We start from the raw sequence: 19059 nt of genomic DNA, 5'->3' as shown, positions 1-19059 counted from the left end.
ATTGGACGTTCGGGTGGCCGACTCAGACCTGGCGTTCGAGTGGTCGCGCCGCATCTGGCTGCCGATCTCGCGCTCGCCGCGCGCGTTCCCGTGGTACGTGCGAGCGCAGCGACGGCGGAGGAACGTGCCCGCCGTCCCGCCCGTGCAGATCGCGATCGACGGCTTCCCGCGCTCGGCGAACACCTTCAGCTCTCGCGCGTTCATGTTCGTGAACCCGGACGTGAAGGTCTCGCACCACATGCACGCACCCGCGAGCATCCTGCTCGCGGCGCAGCACAACATCCCCGCGATCGTGGTGATCCGCTCGCCCCGGGACGCGGTGCTCTCCGAGGTCATCCGCGAACCGCGCAAGCGTCTGAAGCGCGGCCTCCTCGAGTGGAACTCCTTCTACGGGCTCGTGCGGCCGGTGCTCGGTCAGGTCGTCGTCGCCGATTTCACGACCGTGACGAGTGACTACGCGGTCGTGATCGACGAGGTCAACCGTCGCTACGGCACGTCGTTCGCGCCGTACGTCAACAGCCCGGAGCGCGACGAAGAGGTCTTCGCGTCGATCGAAGCCGGTGCTCGCGCGCGCGGCAAGAGCGGCTCGCGTCTCGAGCGTCAGGTGCCGCGTCCGTCGAAGGAGCGCGCCGAGCACAAGGCTGCGCTGCAGGCGGAGTTGGACGCGCCCGACCTGCGCCCGCTCGTCGAGCGCGGCGAGTCGTTGTACGCCGACTTCGCGGCCGTCGCCCCGCGGCGAACCTGACCCGGGCCGGCGAGGGTGTTCGGCACACGCCGGCGACAACGAGAGCGGGACCGCCGCCGCACGCAGTGGCTGCTCGAGGAACATCACCTCGGCATCCCCGACCCCGGTGCCCCGGCACCCGTCGAGCCCGCACCCCTGGTGCCGTTCGCGCCGGCACCTCCCGAGCCGCCGGCACCGGTGGCACCGGTACCGCCGCCGCCCGCGACCGCGCCGACTCCCGTGCCGGTGCCGCCGCCCGCACCCCTCGCGCAGCCGCAGGTGCAGGCCGAGCAGAACGGCGGGAATGGCGGGCGCCGCCCGCCCAAGGGCGGCCTCCTGGACCGCCTCGCGCGCGGCTCTGCCTGGACCCTGACCACGCGCCTCGCCGCGATGATCAGCATCTTCCTCACGACGACGCTCGCGGCGCGCGTGCTGCACGGCGACGACGGCTACTCGTTCGGCATCTACACGCTCGCGACGAGCATCATCATGACCGCCGCGATCATTGCCCACTTCGGCCTGCCGCGGACCGTCGTCCGGCTCGTCGCAGAGGCGATGGCGCGCGACGAGCCCGGGGTCGCGAAAGGCACGGTCCAGCGCATCAACCGCCTCAACATCGGCGGTGGGATCGCCGTCACCGGCGTCCTGTTGTTCGGCGGTGGCGCGTTCCTTGCGCACCACGTCTTCAAGCCGTCGTCGGCGCACGGCCTCGAGCTCGTGATGGTGATGCTCGCGGTGTGGTCGGCGACGGAAGGCATCCGCTACACCGCGTCCGAGGCGTTCCGCGGCTTCCACGACATCAAGAGCGCGTCGATCTACGGCGACGCGATGCGCAGCGTGCTCATGGCGCTGGCGTTCCTCTTCATCTTCATCTTCATGCGCCACACGACCCTGCGCATCGCCGTCGCGGTCTCGCTCGGCGCGAGCGCGGTGACGATGGTGCTCGCGATCTTCTTCCTGTGGCGCCACACGAGCGCGATCCGCGTGCGCGTGAAGCCCGTCGCGACGGCCGCGATCATCGCGATCGCGCTCCCGCTCACGCTGACCGACCTCACGGGCATGATCGTGACGTCGGGCGACAACTTCATCGTCGGCATCTTCCGATCGGCGCCCGATGTCGGCATCTACGGCGCCGCCAGCCGCCTCTCGACCCTGCTCTCGCTGCCGCTGTTCGTGATGAACGGCGTCGTCGCGCCGATGATCGCCGAGCTCTGGACGAAGGGGAAGAAGAAGCAGCTCGAGACGTTCCTGCGCGGCGCGACCACGCTCGCGACGATTCCGTCGCTCGCCGGCTTGATCGCGTTCGTCTTCGCGGGCGGATGGATCATGCAGGTCGCGTTCGGCAGCCACCGCTTCCACCGCGGCGGCATCATCCTCGTGATCCTCGCGGCCGGGCTCGTCATCGACGTCGCCGCGGGTTCGTGCACCTTCGCGTTGATCATGACCGGCCACCACCGGCTCGTCGCGATCGCCGCGGGCATCACGCTCGTCGTGACGATCGGCGGCGAGATCATCGGTGCGCACATCGCCGGCATGACCGGCATCGCAGTCGCGTCCGCGGGCGCGACCGTGTTGCAGAACCTGCTGCTCACCGGGTTCGCGAAGCAACGACTCGGAATCTGGACCCAAGCCACGCTCTCGCCCCGCAAGGTGCTCGCGTTCCTGAAGATGCGCGACTAGCTCAGGCGACCGATTTCGCGAGGCGTTGGAGGAAGGGGCCGAGGTCCTCGTCCGGGAGCAGCGCGGCGAGCCGCTGGTTCGAGTCCTGGTAGCGCTGCGCGAGCTCCGCGCGCTTGCTGCGCGGCACGAGATGCGTGCGCTTCGGTAGCCGGCGACCGACCGCGACGATCGGGCCGCGCCACCACACGCCGAGGTCGACGGTGGGGAAGGGGTTGAGCTCGGTCCGCCGGAAGTGGTTCAGCAACCGCAGCAGACCGATGCCGCGGTTCGGCAGACCGGGGTGCACGTCGCGCGTGCTCACCTGGTCGAGCTTGAACGAATCGACACCGAAGAAGTCGGCGAGCCGGTCGAGGAAGCGCTCACGGTCGGCCGCGAGCAGCTCGTAGGTGAAGACGGCGACGCGCTCGGCGCCGAAGAGCCGGTGGTACTCGCGCACGAGCGCGTCGTACTCGTAGTGCTCGAGGTCGAACTGGACGCGCTTCCACGCGCCCGACGTCCACAGCGAACCCAGCCGGCCGCGATGGCCCTCTCCGACGAGCTGCCGGTACTCGGACTCGATCATGTCGACCTGGCTCCGGACGACCATGACGACGCGGGCCTCGGGCAGGACCTCGTGGAGCCGGCGCGCGATGCGGACGGTGTCGTAGCCGCCGCTCGCCGCATGCCCCGACAACCGCTCGGCCGAGATCACGATGACGTCGTCGGGAGCGAGCTCACCGAGCCGGGCCAGGCCGGCCTCGTACTCCGCCCGGGCCCGGACGGGGTCGTAGCGCCGGTCGGAGTCGGCGACGATGCAGCGCAGGAACGGGTCGTCCCAGGGGTGGCCCTCGACGTAGGACCGCAGGTGCGGGTGGTGCGGGAAGACCTCGTGCTGGAGCCAGGTCGTCGCGGTCTTGTGGAAGCCGATGTGCACGACCACGGGCTGCGGCATCGCGATCTTCTCTCCAACCCTTGGCGTCGACCGGCCGCCTCCTCCGTCCGTGGAGGCTCGGGATCAGGATACGGGATCAGGGATCGGTAGAATCCGGTGCCGATTCGTCCGGCTTCCCGGCATTTGCGCCTGCGGCAAGGATTTTGTTGCGCTTCCAACGCCTCCTGACGTACGTCCTGATCCTGTCGATGGCACTTCCGCTGCCCGCGCAGTTCGGAGGCGGCAAGCCGCCGCCCCTCGCGGCCTCGTCGTCGTGGGGCTTCACGCTGTTCCCGTTCTCGCTGGTGCTCATCCCGCTGCTGATCGCGTGGATGGTCGACTACACGTCCCGACCCTCCGACATCGAGTCCGAGCGACGGCGCCGCGTCGACCCCGTCCTGATCGCGCTGACCGCGCTCGTCGTCCTGTCGGTGGTCAGCTGCGTCCTCAACCATGCCGACTACCGCGCCGCGTCGATGTGGCTCTCGCTCACCGGTCTCTACGCGTTCGCGCGCTACCGGATGCCGCGCATCATCGGCCGTGAGCAGCTCGCGGTCGCGCTCGCCTGCGTGCTCGTCGGCCTCGCGCTCCTGAGCGGCGTGCAGGTGTTGACCGGCCGCGCCGTCGGCGCGGTCGCAACGTTCTTCCAGAAGCAGGTCCGCACCTCGCAGGTGTACGGCGGGAACGGCGGCGGCGGACTCTTCAAGCGCGTGCAGGGCACGTTCTTCTCGACCGACGTGTTCGCGATGTTCCTGCTCTACAACGCGATCTGGCTGATCGGTGTGACGCGTTCGGTCAAGGGACGACTGATCGCGTGGTCACTCGGCCTGTGCGGCGTCCTGATCGCGCTGACCTTCTCGCGCGGGGTCTGGGCCACGTCGCTCGTCGTCGTCCCGCTCATCCTGCTCACGTTCGTGCGCCGCCGGCTCATGCGACTGTCGCGACTGCTCGGCTTCTTCCTCGTGCTCATCGTCGTGGCCGGGCTCGCGTTCGTGCTCGCGGCGGGCACGATCTTCGCCCGGCTCCAGGCGACGCAGGTGTCGACGTCGGCGCAGACTCGCGACACCGCGAACCAGGTCGCGATCTGTCTCATCGAGGTGCGGCCGCTGTGGGGTGTCGGCGCCAACGCGATGGTCGTGCAGCAGCACATCGGCAACTGCGACCGGTTCGGCAACGACATCCGCGCCCACAACATCTACCTGCAGGACTGGGCCGAGCAGGGCATCTTCGTCCTGCTCGCGTACCTCGCGGTCGGGCTGCTGATGATCCGCGAAGCGGTCCGCAAGCGAAGGCTCGACGACGTCGGCGCGCGCTCGATGCGCACGTCGGTCGTGTTCATGGTCATCGCGTGGCTGTTCTTCATGCTCGTGTACGCGACCGCGAACGACTACAACGTGATGCCGATCTGGATCCTCCTCGGTGGGTACAGCTTGACGATGCTCGACACCAGCCGGAAGGTCGTCGAACCGCTGGGCCGCGCCGCGCCGTTCGCGTTGTCGGCGCTGCGACCACCCGAGTACGCGCACGTATGACGCGGGACACCCCCCGCGTCGCCATCGTTCACGACTACCTGACGCAGCGAGGCGGCGCCGAACGAGTGGTGCTCGCGCTGGCGCGCGCCTTCCCGGGCGCGCCGATCCACACGTCGTTCTACGAGCCCGACGAGACGTTCCCCGAGTTCGCGCAGTACGACGTGCGCACGATGCCGTTGAACCGGGTCGCGCTGCTGCGCCGGCAACATCGCCTCGCGTTGCCCGTGCTCGCGCCCGCGTTCTCGCGCCTGCGCGTCGACGCCGACGTCACCGTGTGCTCGTCGACCGGTTGGGCGCACGGCGCCGACGTGCGCGGCCGGCGGGTCGTCTACTGCCACTCGCCCGCGCGCTGGCTCTGGGTGAAGGACCAGTACGTGCCGCCCGGTAGCGCGTGGTCGAAGCGCGCGGTGCTGAACGCGATCGAGCGACCGTTGCGGCGCTGGGACGTGCGCGCCGCGCGCCGCGCCGACCGCTACCTCGTGAACTCGACGCTGATCCGCGAACGGGTTGCACGCGCGTACGGCATCGACGCGGAGATCGTGCCGCCGCCGTTCAGCCTCGATGCCGACTCGCCACGGCACCGGCCCGACGGATTGCCCGCCGACATCGGTGACCGCATGTTCGTCTGTGTCTCCCGTTTGCTGCCCTACAAGAACGTGCGCCCCGTGGTCGACGCGTTCGCGGGCACGCCCGATCGTCAGCTCGTCGTCGTGGGCGCGGGTCCCGAAGAGGCCGCGCTGCGCGCCGTCGCCGGGCCCAACGTCGCCTTCACCGGCACGGTCGGAGATGCCGAGCTCGCGTGGCTGTACGCGCACGCACGCGGGCTCGTCGCCGCGTCCTTCGAGGACTTCGGCATCACGCCGCTCGAGGCCGCGGCGTTCGGTGTGCCCGTCGCCGCGCTGCGTTGGGGGGGGTTCCTCGACACCGTGCGCGAAGACGACACCGGCGTCTTCTTCGATGCACCCGAGGCGCCGCTCGTGCGCGACGCGCTCACGCGGCTGCTCGCGCACGACTGGGAGCGCGACAAGCTGCGTGCGCACGCGGCGACGTTCTCCGAACCGCGCTTCGCGTCGAAGCTGCAGTCCGTCGTCGACGAAGAGCTCGCCCGCGCCTGACACGCGGCCGACGCCGTCGAGCGGTGCTTGCTGGTCTTGCTCGCGGCTCGGCGGGATACCCGCCTCGCGGTCGCTCGCCGCCCGAGCGAGCGAGCGAGAAATTACGTGTGCAGGCTCTCGATCGTGTCCTCGTACTCGTCGGCGCCGTGCGCGGCACCGCGGTCGAGGATGACGCCGATCGCCGGTGCACCGACCCGCCGCAGCTTCGCGGCACCGTCGGCGAGGTGGCGCTTCCGGGTCCGCCGTGCGGTGGCGACGATCACGACGCCGTCGGCGTGCCGGGCGAGCGCGAGCGCGTCGTTGTAGGGGAGCAGCGGCGACGAGCTCACGACGACGAAGTCGGCGCCGTCGGCGAGCTGCCCGAGCACCGTTGCGAGGGAGTCGCTGGCGACGAGGTCGGCCGGGTTCGGCGGAAGCGGTCCGGTGCCGAGCACGCGCAGCGCGCCGCCGGGAACCTCGACCGGACGCAGCGCGTCGGCGAGCGAGGTGTCACCGAGGAGCACCGAGGTGAGACCGGTACCGGCCGCGAGCCCGAAGCGGGCATGGATCTGGCCGCCGCGCAGGTCGGCGTCGACGAGTACGACTCGTGATCCGGCCGCCGCGAGCGTGACCGCGAGGTTCGCCGCGGCGACGTCCTGATGGTCGTTCGCGCGCAGACCGGCGACGAGGACACGCCGCATCGGGGCCTGCATCGAGAGGAACTGCACGCCCGCGCGTGCGGCGCGGAACGCCTCGGCGCCGGGTGCCGCCGGATTGGCGAGCGCGATGGGACGATCCCCGCCTTCGTGCTGTCCGCGGCGCGGAACCATCGCGAGCACGGGAAGACGCGAGAAGCGCTCGACGTCTTGGCGGCTGCGCACGGTGTCGGTGAGGAGCTCGAAGCCGAACGCGCCGGCGAGGCCGAGCACGAGGCCGATGAGGATGCCGATGATCCCGTACTTGACCGGCTGCGGCTGGCTCGCCTTCTTCGGCAGCACCGCGTCGGCGATCTGGCTCACGGCCGGCTGCGAGGTCGCGCTGTCGACGAGCACTTGGTCGTACTGCTGCTGGATCGGCCCGAGCCGCGTCTCCTGCGCGTTGTACTGCGCGGTGAGGTACTCGAGCGTCGGCGAGGACGTGGGTCCGGTCCTGCCCGCGGCGATCGCTGCGTTGGCAAGGGTCGTGACGCGCGTCGCCTCGGCCTGCAGCGCGGTCGCGGTCTTGGTGAGCGCGGCGTTCGCGGTGTCGAGCTGCTGCTTGAGCGACGCGCTCTGGTCCTTCGTCAGCTTCGCCTGCTGCGCGCCGACCTGCTCGACGTAGACCTTCGCGTACTCGTTCGCGACGTCGACGGCGGCCTGCTTCTTCGCCATCCCGATCGTGATCTTCAGGACGTTCGTGTTGAGGACGTTGCTGACGTTGACCTGCTTGATGGCCTTCGGCTCGAGATGCATCAGGTCGAGGATGTGGTTCTTGAAGCGAACCGCCTTGATGACCTCGACCTCGCTCAACACCTCGCGGTCGGCGCTGCCGGCGTTGGCGTGGCTGCCCGCGTTCGTCGCGACGTTGTTCGAGTCGTTGGACGAGAAGCGGACCTCCGACGACGCCTTGTAGATCGTCGGGCCCTTGAACGAGTAGGCGAGGGCCAGGATCGCGAAGACCACGATTCCCAGCACCACGACCCACCACCGGCGGGCGAGGATGCGGAAGTAGTCGCGAACCGTCGGCGGAGCGACGGGATCGGGGTTCATCGTGTGCGTGCTCCTGCTTGACCCACCGACCCGCCCGTCGGACGTCCCGTCGTGTGCAAGGCGTTTGATACTAGTTGTCCGGGAACGGCCGTCCCCAAGCGCGGCGAAATCCGCCCCGCCGGGTCTCCAGGAGTCAGGGCGTCAGCGGATCTCGGTCGGCGTGGGCCAGCCGTGCAGGCCGCACTCGAGCTTGCCCGTGCCGGCCCAACGACCCGAGCGCGGGTCCTCGCCGGGCCGCACCGGGCTGGTGCAGGGCGCGCAGCCGATCGAGGGGTAGCCCTGGTGGCGGAGCGGGTGCTCGGGCAGCCCGCGGTCCTTCACGTAGAGCTCCACGTCGGCGGCGGTCCACGGTGCGATCGGGTTGACCTTCACGAGACCGCGGCCGATGTCGAGGCCCACGATCGACGCCTTCGATCGGGTCGCGGCTTCGTCGCGCCGCAGCCCGGTCATCCAGGCCTCGGCGCCGTCGAGCGCGCGGGCGAGCGGCTCGACCTTGCGGGCCGCGCAGCACTCACCGGTGTCGATCTTCCAGAGGTCGTCGGGCTCGACGAGCGGCTCCATCACCGTGAGGTTCAGGTCGTAGCGCCGCCGCACGGTCTCGACGTAGTCGAGCGTCTCGGGGAAGTGATACTGCGTGTCGAGGAAGACGACCTCGACGTCCGGCGCGACCTGCATCGCGAGGTCGATCAGGACGCAGTCCTGGAACGACGCCGCGAGGACCATGCGCTCGCCGTAGCGCTCCCACGCCCAGCGGATCGCCGAGGTCGCGGGCTTGCGCTCGAGCTCGGCCGAGACGCGCGCGAGCTCCGCGAGGTCGACGTCGGCGACCCGTGCCGGCTGGCTGGTGCTTCGCACGGTCGTCACGTCGCGCACTCGCTTTCGCCGATCTCCGCCACGTACGGGCCGGTCTCGCCGAAGTCGACGTAGAGCTCGGGTGCGACGTCGGGCGGATCGAAGGCGTCGAGGTCCTTGAGCCCGGCACCCACCGCCGCGGCGCCGCCCGAGCGGGCGAGCCAGGTTGCGAACGTCTCTCCGGCTTCTCGCTCGCCGGCGAAGCGGCCGACGACGCGCACGACCGCCTCGGCCGCACGCTTCGCGGGGAGCTTCGCGGCCTTGTTGCCGAACTCGACTTCCATCGCGCCGAGGTGGCCGCCGAGCAGCATCTGATAGCCCGGCGCCGCCCGTCCGTGTGCGCGGCGCTCGAGGCCGTAGAAGCCGATGTCGGAGATGTGGTGCTGGCCGCACGAGTTGGTGCAGCCCGAGATGTTCACCTTCACGCCACCGACGTCGGCGAGCCCGGCTTCTTCGAGCGCGTTGCCGATGTCGTCGGCGAGACCGCGGCTCTGGGTCACCGCGAGGTTGCAGGTGTCGGCACCCGGGCAGGCGACGACGTCGCGTGCGAGCTCGGCGCCGGCCTGCGCCATCCCGATCTCGTCGAGACGCTCGAACAGTGGCTTCAAATCGGCCTCGGTCAGGTCTCGCAGCGCGAGGTTCTGACGGCTGGTGATGCGCACGTCCAGCGCGAAGTCACGTTGGATGGCGGCGAGGGCGCGGAACTGGTCGGCCGTGATGTCCCCCAGCTTGCACGACGCGTAGGCGCTGACCGTGCCATTCGCCCGTCCGCGGACGACATTTGCGTCTTCCCAGCGCTCGTAGGGGTCCGTCGCCAGCAGGCGGACGGGCACGTCGGTCGGCAGACCCTTGGGGCTGATCTCGGTCGAGATGCCGGCCGGCGCGTCGCCCTGCTCCTGCACCTGCTGCGGCAGCCCACCGGGCCAGCCGAACGCGGCGCGCAGCAGGCGGCGCTCCTTGATGATCCGCTGCCGCAGCTCGTCGATGCCCATCGTGTCGACGAGCCACTTCATGCGGGCGCGGAGCTTGTTGTCGCGGTTGCCGTAGTGATCGAAGGTCCGCAGGATCGCCTCGATCGTCGGCATGAGGTCTTCGCGGCTCGTGAACTCCTCGAGCGCCTGCGCGGGGTGCGGGTTCGCGCCGAGCCCGCCGGCGATCACGACGCGGAAGCCGGGCTCGACCGTGCCGTCGGGCAGCGGCCGAGTGACGCCGATCACGCCGACGTCGTTGAACATCGCCTGGCCGCAGTCGGTCGCGCAGCCGGAGAAGTTGATCTTGAACTTGCGGGGGAGACGCTGCGCGTACGGGCTCCGCAGGAAGTAGCGCGCCGCGGCCTCGGCCCAGGGCGAGATGTCGAGCACCTCGAGCGGGCACGCGCCGGCGAGGTGGCAGCCGACGACGTTGCGCACGGTGTCGCCGCACGCCTCTCGCGAGGTCAGGCCCGCGCCTGCGAGCAGCCGCAACACCTCGGGCGTCTTCTCGAGCGGCACGAAGTGGAACTGGATGTTCTGGCGGGTGGTGAGGTGGCCCCAGCCGCGCGAGTAGGTCTCGGAGATGAAGGCGAGGACCTCGAGCTGGTCGGGCTCGATCCGGCCGTACGGGATCTTCACGCGAACCATCTGGTGATGGCCGCCCTGGCGCTGGCCGTAGATCCCCTGGTTCAGACGGAAGACCCGGAAGACGTCGTCGGCGACGTCGCCCGCGAGGTACTCCTCGACGGTCGTCTCGAAGCGGCTGACTTCCTGCTCGATCTCCGGATCGAGGGTGCGGCCTCTGATTTCGGATACGTCGATCGCCATGGCGGGCTCCACGAGAGGAGACGGATGGAGGTGCGGCAAGCGTGCCGCGGCGAACCGGTCCCGGCTGGGAACCCCGGCTCAGCGAGGAAGAGAAGGACAGCGCTCGTCGTACATCTCGTGTGGGGTTCGTCCCATCGAGATGCTGTTCGCGCCGCGCTGCTGAATCACGGCGACCAGCGTACCCCAGCGCCCGTCTGAAATACCAGCACGCAAGTCGGGAATATTTGCGAGCGCCCGGGTCGACATTTCCGGTCGCGCTCGCTCGGCCCGGCACCGGGCTTCACCGTTGTCATCGGATGCCCACTCGCCGCTCCGTGACGCGGGATGGGAGCGCGCGAGGTTGCTCGCTCGCCTCGCTCGCCGCTCGGCCGCTCACGGTTGTGTTCCCGTCGTCGGGCACGCGTCGTTCCCGGTCGCGCCCTGTACCTTCACCGGTCATGCGCATGTCGCAGTTGTTTCTCCGCACGTTGCGGGACGATCCCGCGGACGCGGAGGTCGACAGCCATCGCCTCCTCGTGCGCGCGGGCTACATCCGTCGGGTCGCGGCCGGCATCTACGCGTGGCTGCCGCTCGGTCACCGCGTGCTCCGCAACATCGAGCGGATCGTGCGCGAGGAGATGGACGCCGCGGGCGCACAGGAGGTCCTGTTCCCGATCGTCCAGCCGCTCGAACTCTGGCAGCGGAGTGGTCGCGAGCCGCAGTACGGGCCGCTGATGTTCCGCCTGCTCGACCGCAAGGAGACCGCGTTCTGCCTCGCGCCGACGGCGGAAGAGGTCGTCACGACGATCGTGAAGGGCGAGTACGGCAGCTATCGCGACCTGCCCGTGAACCTGTACCAGATCGGCTGGAAGTACCGCGACGAGCTGCGACCGCGCTTCGGCCTGCTGCGCACGCGTGAGTTCCTGATGAAGGACGCGTACTCGTTCGACGTCGACCTCGACGGTCTCGATCGTTCGTACCGCACGATGTACGACGCCTACTTCCGCGTGTTCGAGCGGTGCGCGCTGACGTTCCGCGCGGTCGAAGCCGACTCGGGCGAGATCGGTGGCGACGTGAGCCGTGAGTTCATGGCCGTCGCGAGTGTGGGGGAGGACGACTTCGTCTGGTGCCCATCGTGCGATTACGCGGCGAACGTCGAGGCCGCGCGTCGCGCCGTGAGCGAGGTCGACGTGCCCGCCGCGCCCGCGGGTGCGTCGGCGATGACGGAGATCGCGACGCCGGACGTGCCGGGGATCGACGGGGTTGCCGCGCTGCTCGGCGTCGAGCGCGGCGAGCTGTTGAAGTGCATCGCGTTCGACGCCGACGGCGAGCTCGGCCTCGCGCTCGTGCCGGGCGATCGCGAGGTCAACGTCGTCGCGCTGGAGCATGCGCTCGCACCGCGCCGGGTGCGCCTCTACACCGACGACGACTTCGCCGCGCACCCCGACCTGCCGCGCGGGTACATCGGTCCGCACCATCCGGCGGCGACGGCGGTCATTGCGGATCCCTCGGTGCGGGCGGCCCACGGATGGATCACCGGAGCCAACCGCGTCGATCATCACGTGCGCGACGCGTGGCTCGAACGGGACTTCAGGGTCACCGACTGGGCCGAGCTCGTGACGGTCGTGCCCGGCGACGCGTGCCCGCGCTGCGGCAACCCGCTCGCGATCGACCGCGGCATCGAGGTCGGCCACGTGTTCCAGCTCGGCGCGAAGTACTCGAAGGCGTTCGAGGCGACGTACACCGACGACGAGGGAAACGCGCACCCGATGCAGATGGGTTGCTACGGCATCGGCATCTCGCGCGTGCTCGCCGCCGTCGTCGAGCAGTACCACGACGACTCGGGGATCGCGTGGCCGCGCGCGGTCGCGCCGTACGACGTGCACGTCGTCGTCCTCCCCGGGCGCGGCGATGCCGCGCAACCGGTGATCGACGCGGCCGACGCGCTCGTCGCGGGTCTCGAAGCGCGCGGCCTCTCGGTCCTCGTCGACGATCGCGAGGCGAGCGCGGGCGTGAAGTTCGCCGACGCCGATCTGCTCGGCATGCCGATGCAGCTCACGGTCGGAGCGAAGGGCATCGGGCGCGGCGTCGTCGAGCGGAAGGACCGCGCGACCGGCGAGCGCGACGAGCTCGCGATCGACTCGGTCGTCGAGGCGGTGGCCGCGTCCGCGGGGCCGGCGCAACCGGGTCGATGAGCCTCCCGCTGCGCGCGCCGATCGATCCGATGCTCGCGAAGCTCACGCGCGAGCTGCCCCGGTCGGGCGAAGTGATCTTCGAGCCGAAATGGGACGGGTTTCGCTGCATCGTCTTCCGCGACGGCGACGACCTCGATCTCCAGAGCCGCAACTCGAAGCCGCTCCTGCGCTACTTCCCCGAGCTGCGTGAGCCGCTGTGCGCGCAGCTACCGGAACGCTGCGTGCTCGACGGCGAGCTCGTGATCGCGACGCCCGTCGGCCTCGACTTCGACGCGCTCCAGCTGCGCCAGCACCCGGCCGAGTCGCGCGTCCGCAAGCTCGCGGCCGAGATCCCCGCGTCCTACGTCGCGTTCGACCTGCTCGCGCTCGACGACGAGTCCCTGCTCGGGGTGCCGTTCGGTGACCGGCGCTTACGGCTCGAGCGGCTGCTGAAGAAGGCAAAGCCGCCGATCTATCTGACCCCCGCGACGCGTGACGCCGACGTCGCCGACGACTGGTTCCACCGCTTCGAGGGCGCGGGCTTCGACGGCGTCGTCGTGAAGCCGATCGCGGATCCGTACACACCCGGCGCGCGCACGATGCTCAAGGTGAAGCACGAGCGCACCTGCGACTGCGCGGTCGCGGGGTACCGGCTCCACAAGGACGGCAACGGCGTCGGCTCGCTGCTGCTCGGGCTCAACGACGACCAAGGGGTGCTCCACCACGTCGGCGTCGCGTCGAGCATGGCCGCGCCCGAGCGCGCGCGGCTGCTCGAGGAGCTCCAGCCGTACCGCGAGCACGCGCTCGACGGGCACCCGTGGCGCGACTGGGCCGAGGCCGCGATGGGTGCGGTGGAGGCGGGTGGACGGATGCCCGGCGGCCAGAACCGGTGGAACGCGAACAAGGACATGTCGTGGGAGCCGGTGCGCGTCGAGCTCGTCGCCGAGGTCGCCTACGAGGGCCTGATGAACGGCCGCTTCCGCCACAACGCGCGCTTCCGGCGCATGCGGACCGACCGCGATCCCGACTCGTGCCGTTACGACCAGCTCGAGGCGGTCGCGCCGGAGGAACTGAAGGCCGTCTTCGCGAGCTGACCTCGCGCTGCGTTCAGCCGCGGAACCCTGCGGCGAGGAGATCGAAGCCGCGGTCGACGATGTCCTCGAGGTCGCCGCCGCCGTCGCTTGCGAGCCACTGCTCCGCGGCGGAGCGCATGACGACCATCGCGGCGCCGATCACCAGCCGCATCTGGAGCCTCGTCTCGGGGTCGACAGGGGAGCCGTTGCGCGCGACGAGCGCGTCGACGAGCCCGTCGGTGCGCTCGTCGTAGCTCTCGACCTGCAGTTGGTGCAGGTCGTGACTCGCCGCCGCGATCCGTAGCCGTCGGAGGGTCGCCTCCTTGTCCCGGCCCATCTGGGCGCAGAAGTTTCGGACGACGAACCGCACCGATTCGAGCGGGGCCTCGTCCGCCGGGCGCGCCGCGAGCAGGCTCGCGACCAGCGCCGACTTCTCGGCCTTGTCGCCGGCGAACGCCTCCTCCTTCGACGCGAAATAGCGGAAGAAGGTGCGCCGCGAGACGTCGCAGGCGTCGGCGATCTCCTCGACCGTCGTGTGGTCGAAGCCCTTGCGCTCGAAGAGGTCGAGCGCCGCGGCCTCGAGTGCCTCGCGGGTGCGCTCCTTCTTGCGCTCGCGTAGCCCGACGTCGGTGATGCCGACGGTGCCCGGCTCGACCGTGACCCGGCTGTCCACGGAGCAATCCTAGCAAGAATCTGTCGCCCAGTGCCGTTTGACACTTTGCGTCATTCGTCATCGAGTGCCAGAATGCTCCGGCCGGCCCGTCGTCAAGCCCCCCGCCGCCGGTGTCGAGGAGCCTGTCATGTCCCGGAGTCTCTACCGGCTCGGCCGGTTCGCGGTTCGTCGCCGGTGGCTCGTGCTGGCGCTGTGGGTCGCCGCGGTCATCGCGCTCACGGTCGGCGGCAAGGCACTCGGCGGCGAGTTGAAGGATCAGTTCACGGTCCCCGGCGTCGAGTCGCAGCGAGCGACCGACCTGTTGAAGGCGACCTTCCCGACGCAGGCCGGGGGCTCCGCGCAGGTGGTCTTCCACCCGCGGACCGGCACGGTCACGAGCGCCGCCAACCGTGCCGCGATCGAGTCCACCTTGCGCACGGTCGCGAAGGTGCCGCACGTGGTCTCGGTCGCGAGCCCGTACCAGGTGCCGGCGCAGATCTCGAAGGACCGCACGATCGCGGTCGCGAACGTCGCCTTCGATGCGAGCCCGCTCGACCTCGGCAAGCAGCCCTACCGGGACCTCAAGGGTTCGGTGTCGTCGGCGACGCGCGCCGGCGTGCAGGTCGACTTCGGGGGCGAGGTCGCGCAGTTCGGCGAGCAGTCGGGGTCGCCCGGCTCGGAGGGTCTCGGGCTGCTGGCCGCGATGATCATCCTGATCATCGCGTTCGGGTCCGTGATCGCGATGGGCCTGTCGATCGGCACGGCGCTGTTCGGCCTGGCGTCAGGACTCTCGGCGGTCACGCTCGTGTCCGCCTTCGTCACGATCCCGACCGTTGCGGAGACGATCGCGGTCATGGTGGGGCTCGGCGTCGGGATCGACTACGCGCTGTTCATCGTCACGCGCCATCGCGCCGGTCTGGCGCGCGGCCTCACGGTCGGGGATGCGGCCGGTCGCGCCATCGCGACCGCCGGCCAGGCCGTGCTGATCGCGGGGACGACCGTCGTGATCGCGATCTGCGGGCTCGCCGTCGCCGGCGTGCCCCTGGTCACGTGGATGGGCTTCGGCGCGGCGATGGTCGTCGCGGTCACCGTGGTCGCGGCGCTCACCCTGCTACCGGCGCTGATGGGCTTCGCGGGTCACAACATCGACCGCTTCGGCATCCCCGGGTTCCGCGCCCGGGTCGAGGTCGGTGCGCGCGGCGACGACGGCCGCTACCACGGGTGGGCCCGCATGAGCCATCACGTGTCCCGGCACGCGGTGGCGTACCTGCTCGCCAGCCTCGCGCTGGTGCTGACGCTCGCGATTCCCATGCTCTCGCTGCGCCTCGGCCAGCCCGACGCCGGCAACGACCCGACCAGCTCGACACTCCGGCGCTCCTACGACCTCGTCGCCGAGGGCTTCGGGCCGGGCACGAACGGCCCGCTGATCCTCTCCGTCGACCTCAGCCATGCCGACCGGGCCGTCGTGCTCCCCGCGATCTCCCGCGCCGTCGCGGCCACCCCGGACGTCGCGAGCGTCGCGAGCGCGTCCGTGAGCCCGAACGGCGAGACCGCGGTGATCCAGGTGACGCCGAAGTCTTCTCCGCAGGCCGCGCAGACGACGATCCTCATCAACCGGCTCCGCCACGACACGCTGCCGGCGGCGGTCGCATCGAGCGGCGCGCACGTCTACATCGGCGGTCCGACCGCGACCTTCATCGACCTGTCGAATCGTCTCGCGTCCCGCTTGCCGTTCTTCATCGGCGCGGTGATCCTGCTCTCGTTCCTGCTGCTGCTGAGCGTCTTCAGGTCCCTCGTCGTGCCGCTGAAAGCCGCGGTCATGAACGTCCTGTCGATCGGCGCGGCCTACGGGGTGATCGTGGCGATCTTCCAGTGGGGCTGGGGCGCGAGCCTCTTCGGTGTGCACGAGTCGCTCCCGATCTCGAGCTTCGTGCCGATGCTCATGTTCGCCATCCTCTTCGGTCTCTCGATGGACTACGAGGTGTTCCTCCTGTCGCGGGTGCGCGAGGAGTACCTGCTCACGGCGGACAACACCGAGTCCGTCGCGACCGGCATCGCGACGACGGGGCGGGTCATCACCTCGGCCGCGCTGATCATGATCTCGGTGTTCCTCAGCTTCGTGCTGGGCGACAACCCGACCGTGAAGATGGTCGGCATCGGGCTGGCGACCGCGGTCTTCGTCGACGCGACGATCATCCGGATGGTGCTGGTGCCGGCGACGATGAAGCTCCTCGGCGACGCCAACTGGTGGCTGCCCGGTTGGCTCGACCGCCTGCTGCCGAACCTCGACATCGAGGGCGAGTCGAAGCTCGGTCCCGACGAGCTCGAGTTCCCGGTTGCGCTGCCCGAGCCCGACGAGCCCGTGCTCGTCGGCTGACGGCCGCGACCGGGATACCTCGCGGACGATTCGCGGCGTTTCGACCCAGGTTTGCCGAGGTCATTGCTGGTATCGTTCTCCGGTTCGGTCCAATCGATGGTCGTCGCCTCCGGGCGGGTGGCCGACGGGGACGTGGGCTTACGCCCACGTTTTTTCGTGTGAGGAGGTGACGGCGATGACGGCGGACCCTGAAGCGATTCGTGATCGCGTCGCGCCCGTCGTCTCCGGCCTGGGCCTCGATCTGTACGACGTCGAGATCACCGGCTCGGGCCACGCGCGTGCGATCCGGGTCGTCGTCGACAAGCGCGATGCCGCCGAGGGCGAGGGCGTCGATCTCGACCTGATCACCGACGCGACGCGTGTGCTCGCGCCGGAGCTCTCCGGTGCGGGCCTGCTGCGCGACTCCGACGTCCTCGAGGTGAGCAGCCCCGGTCTCGAGCGCAATCTGCGCCGGCCCGAGCACTACGCCGCTGCGATCGACGAGCGGGTGTCGGTGAAGCACACGGTCGCGGGGGAGACGGTGCGCGAGCACGGCGTCCTCGCCGCCGCCGACGAGACCGGATTCGACGTGAAGCTCGACGACGGCGCCGACCGCCGCATCGCGTACGACGACGTGACCGCGTGCCGGACCGTCTTCGAGTGGGGTCCCGCACCGCGGCCCGGCCGCGGCTCGAAGCCCGGCAAGGGCGGCGCGACCCGTTCGAAGGGCAGCCGCCCGAAGGAGAGCAGCCGGTCGTGAGGTACGAGCATGCCTAGGAACAACGAGATGATGGAGGCCCTCACCGCGATCGCGGTCGACAAGGGCATCTCCGAAGAGATCATGCTCGAGGCGCTCGCGAACGCGCTGGTGACGGCCTACAAGCGGCTGCCCAACGCGGCGGAGGAGGCGCTGGTCGAGATCGACGTCGAGACCGGCGACATCCACGTCATCGCGCAGGAGCTCGACGAAGAGGGTCAGGTCGTCCGCGAGTGGGACGACACGCCGAAGGACTTCGGTCGCATCGCCGCGCAGACGGCCAAGCAGGTCATCCTGCAGCGCATCCGCGAGGCCGAGCGCGAGCGCAAGTACGAGGAGTACGCGGGCCGCGAGGGCGACATCGTCACCGGCATCATCCAGCAGACCGACGCGCGCTACACGCTGCTCGACCTCGGGCGCGTCGAGGCGCTGCTGCCGCAGGCCGAGCAGGTACCCAACGAGCGCTACGAGCACGGCAGCCGGCTGAAGGCCTACATCGTCGAGGTGCGCAAGACCGCCAAGGGTCCGCAGATCGTCGTGTCGCGAACGCACCCCGGGCTCGTGAAGCGCCTCTTCGAGCTCGAGGTACCCGAGCTGCAGGACGGCATCGTCGAGCTGAAGGCGGTGGCGCGCGAGCCGGGCCACCGCACGAAGATCGCGGTCGCGTCGAACGACAACAACGTCGACCCGGTCGGCGCGTGCGTCGGCGCGCGGGGTCTGCGCGTGCGGCAGGTCGTGAACGAGCTGCGCGGCGAGAAGGTCGACATCGTGCCCTTCGTCGACAGCCCGTCCGAGCTCGTGATGAAGGCACTTGCACCCGCGAAGGTGCGTGAGGTCCGCATCCACGAGGACACCGGTATCGCCGAGGTGATCGTCCCCGACTTCCAGCTCTCGCTTGCGATCGGCAAGGAGGGCCAGAACGCGCGCCTCGCGGCGCGGCTCACCGGCTGGCGCGTCGACATCAAGAGCGAGACGCAGCTGCAGGAAGAGGAATCGGGCGAGTTCTTCGCCGAGGGCGAGTGGGTCGAAGGCGCCGGCGGCGAGCTGCTGTGGCAGCCCGCGGGCGGCGGCGACGCCATCTCCGCGGCGGAAGCCGGTTACGCAGGCGCAACCGCGGCCGACCTCCCGGGCACGAAGCCGGGTGACCCGCCGCCGACAGCCGCGACGGACACGCCGACCGAGACTGAGGGCGAGCCCGCCGCCGCTTCGAACGGTGCGGCGACCGACAGCACGGAAGCGACCGACAGCGTTGCAGGCGCCGAGAGCGCAGACGCGACCGACAGCGCGGAAGCGACCGACAGCGCGGCAGGCGCCGAGAGCGCAGACGCGAACGACAGCGCGGAGGCGACCGACAGCGCGGCAGGCGCGGAGAGCGCGGCGCCGGCCGAGAGCGCGGACAGCGAGTCGCCCGGGTGACCCTCGGTGCGGGGCGGACAAGGCCGCGAACCTGCGTCGGCTGTGGTCGCGTGGCTCCTCGCGAGGAGCTCGCGATCCGCGTCGCCGCCGGTCGCGACGGGTGCACGCGAGTCGGTGTCGGCGAGCCCGGACGGGGCGCGTGGCTGTGCGGAATCGCTTGCGTGAAGCCCGCGTTGCACCGCGGTCGGCTCGAGCGCGCGCTGCGGCGAACGCTCTCGGGTGACGAACAGGCTGCCCTTCGTGCGAGACTAGGACGTTGAGCCGCCGCGGGGCGGTCCGTGACGCGCGGGCTCGCGGCGCACAGATGTCGTCA

14 protein-coding genes are annotated in these 19059 nt (G+C 70.3%); 9 read left to right on the top strand and 5 right to left on the bottom strand.

Features of this window, described 5'->3' with window-relative positions:
- The first annotated feature begins 13 nt into the window (after window positions 1-13).
- Together VH914_09870 and VH914_09865 are read left to right on the top strand one after the other, a co-directional pair.
- Window positions 14-745, top strand: coding sequence for a hypothetical protein (locus VH914_09870; GenBank protein HEX4491499.1), 732 nt, complete (start codon window positions 14-16; stop codon window positions 743-745).
- 177 nt (window positions 746-922) lie between these two features.
- Window positions 923-2404, top strand: a complete 1482-nt coding sequence (locus VH914_09865; protein HEX4491498.1) for an oligosaccharide flippase family protein — start codon at window positions 923-925, stop codon at window positions 2402-2404.
- Between the two features lies 1 nt (window position 2405).
- On the opposite strand, the gene VH914_09860 is transcribed toward VH914_09865, so the two are convergent.
- Window positions 2406-3335: a sulfotransferase gene (locus VH914_09860; protein ID HEX4491497.1), complete on the bottom strand. Its 930-nt coding sequence runs from the start codon at window positions 3333-3335 to the stop codon at window positions 2406-2408.
- A 146-nt stretch (window positions 3336-3481) separates the two neighbouring features.
- Here VH914_09860 and VH914_09855 point away from each other — a divergent pair, with 146 nt between their 5' ends.
- Window positions 3482-4846 carry an O-antigen ligase family protein gene (locus tag VH914_09855; GenBank protein HEX4491496.1) on the top strand — a complete coding sequence of 455 codons (1365 nt, stop codon included), beginning with the start codon at window positions 3482-3484 and terminating at the stop codon, window positions 4844-4846.
- On the top strand, window positions 4843-5961 hold the full coding sequence (locus tag VH914_09850; GenBank protein HEX4491495.1) for a glycosyltransferase: 1119 nt from the start codon (window positions 4843-4845) through the stop codon (window positions 5959-5961). Before VH914_09855 ends, VH914_09850 begins: the two co-directional genes overlap by 4 nt.
- 101 nt (window positions 5962-6062) lie before the next feature.
- On the opposite strand, the gene VH914_09845 is transcribed toward VH914_09850, so the two are convergent.
- From VH914_09845 to VH914_09835, 3 genes are all read right to left on the bottom strand, one after another.
- Complete coding sequence (locus tag VH914_09845) at window positions 6063-7688, bottom strand: polysaccharide biosynthesis tyrosine autokinase (protein HEX4491494.1); 1626 nt, start codon at window positions 7686-7688, stop codon at window positions 6063-6065.
- A 141-nt stretch (window positions 7689-7829) separates the two neighbouring features.
- Window positions 7830-8543 (bottom strand): phosphoadenylyl-sulfate reductase, encoded by a 714-nt coding sequence (locus tag VH914_09840; protein ID HEX4491493.1) that lies wholly within the window; start codon window positions 8541-8543, stop codon window positions 7830-7832.
- Window positions 8544-8548: 5 nt separating this feature from the next.
- On the bottom strand, window positions 8549-10339 hold the full coding sequence (locus VH914_09835) for a nitrite/sulfite reductase (protein ID HEX4491492.1): 1791 nt from the start codon (window positions 10337-10339) through the stop codon (window positions 8549-8551).
- Between the two features lie 437 nt (window positions 10340-10776).
- Here VH914_09835 and VH914_09830 point away from each other — a divergent pair, with 437 nt between their 5' ends.
- The gene (locus tag VH914_09830; GenBank protein HEX4491491.1) at window positions 10777-12513 is read left to right on the top strand and encodes a proline--tRNA ligase; all 1737 of its coding nucleotides are present in this window, start codon (window positions 10777-10779) and stop codon (window positions 12511-12513) included.
- Complete coding sequence (locus VH914_09825) at window positions 12510-13586, top strand: ATP-dependent DNA ligase (protein HEX4491490.1); 1077 nt, start codon at window positions 12510-12512, stop codon at window positions 13584-13586. Before VH914_09830 ends, VH914_09825 begins: the two co-directional genes overlap by 4 nt.
- Before the next feature lie 13 nt (window positions 13587-13599).
- Here VH914_09825 and VH914_09820 read toward each other — a convergent pair whose 3' ends face one another.
- Window positions 13600-14238: a TetR family transcriptional regulator gene (locus tag VH914_09820; protein HEX4491489.1), complete on the bottom strand. Its 639-nt coding sequence runs from the start codon at window positions 14236-14238 to the stop codon at window positions 13600-13602.
- Window positions 14239-14365: 127 nt separating this feature from the next.
- Between VH914_09820 and VH914_09815 the strand changes: the two genes are divergently transcribed.
- The 3 genes from VH914_09815 (at window position 14366) to nusA (ending at window position 18746) form a co-directional block, all read left to right on the top strand.
- Window positions 14366-16594 carry an MMPL family transporter gene (locus VH914_09815; GenBank protein ID HEX4491488.1) on the top strand — a complete coding sequence of 743 codons (2229 nt, stop codon included), beginning with the start codon at window positions 14366-14368 and terminating at the stop codon, window positions 16592-16594.
- 175 nt (window positions 16595-16769) lie between these two features.
- Window positions 16770-17333: a hypothetical protein gene (locus tag VH914_09810; protein HEX4491487.1), complete on the top strand. Its 564-nt coding sequence runs from the start codon at window positions 16770-16772 to the stop codon at window positions 17331-17333.
- A 9-nt stretch (window positions 17334-17342) separates the two neighbouring features.
- Window positions 17343-18746: a transcription termination factor NusA gene (gene nusA, locus VH914_09805; GenBank protein HEX4491486.1), complete on the top strand. Its 1404-nt coding sequence runs from the start codon at window positions 17343-17345 to the stop codon at window positions 18744-18746.
- Window positions 18747-19059: the final 313 nt, after the last annotated feature.

Source organism: Acidimicrobiia bacterium (genome assembly GCA_036271555.1).
In the GTDB taxonomy this organism is placed as follows: Bacteria; Actinomycetota; Acidimicrobiia; order IMCC26256; family PALSA-610; genus DATBAK01.
The sequence above is the reverse complement of the archived record's forward strand: the minus strand, read 5'-3'. Positions and strand labels throughout refer to the sequence as shown.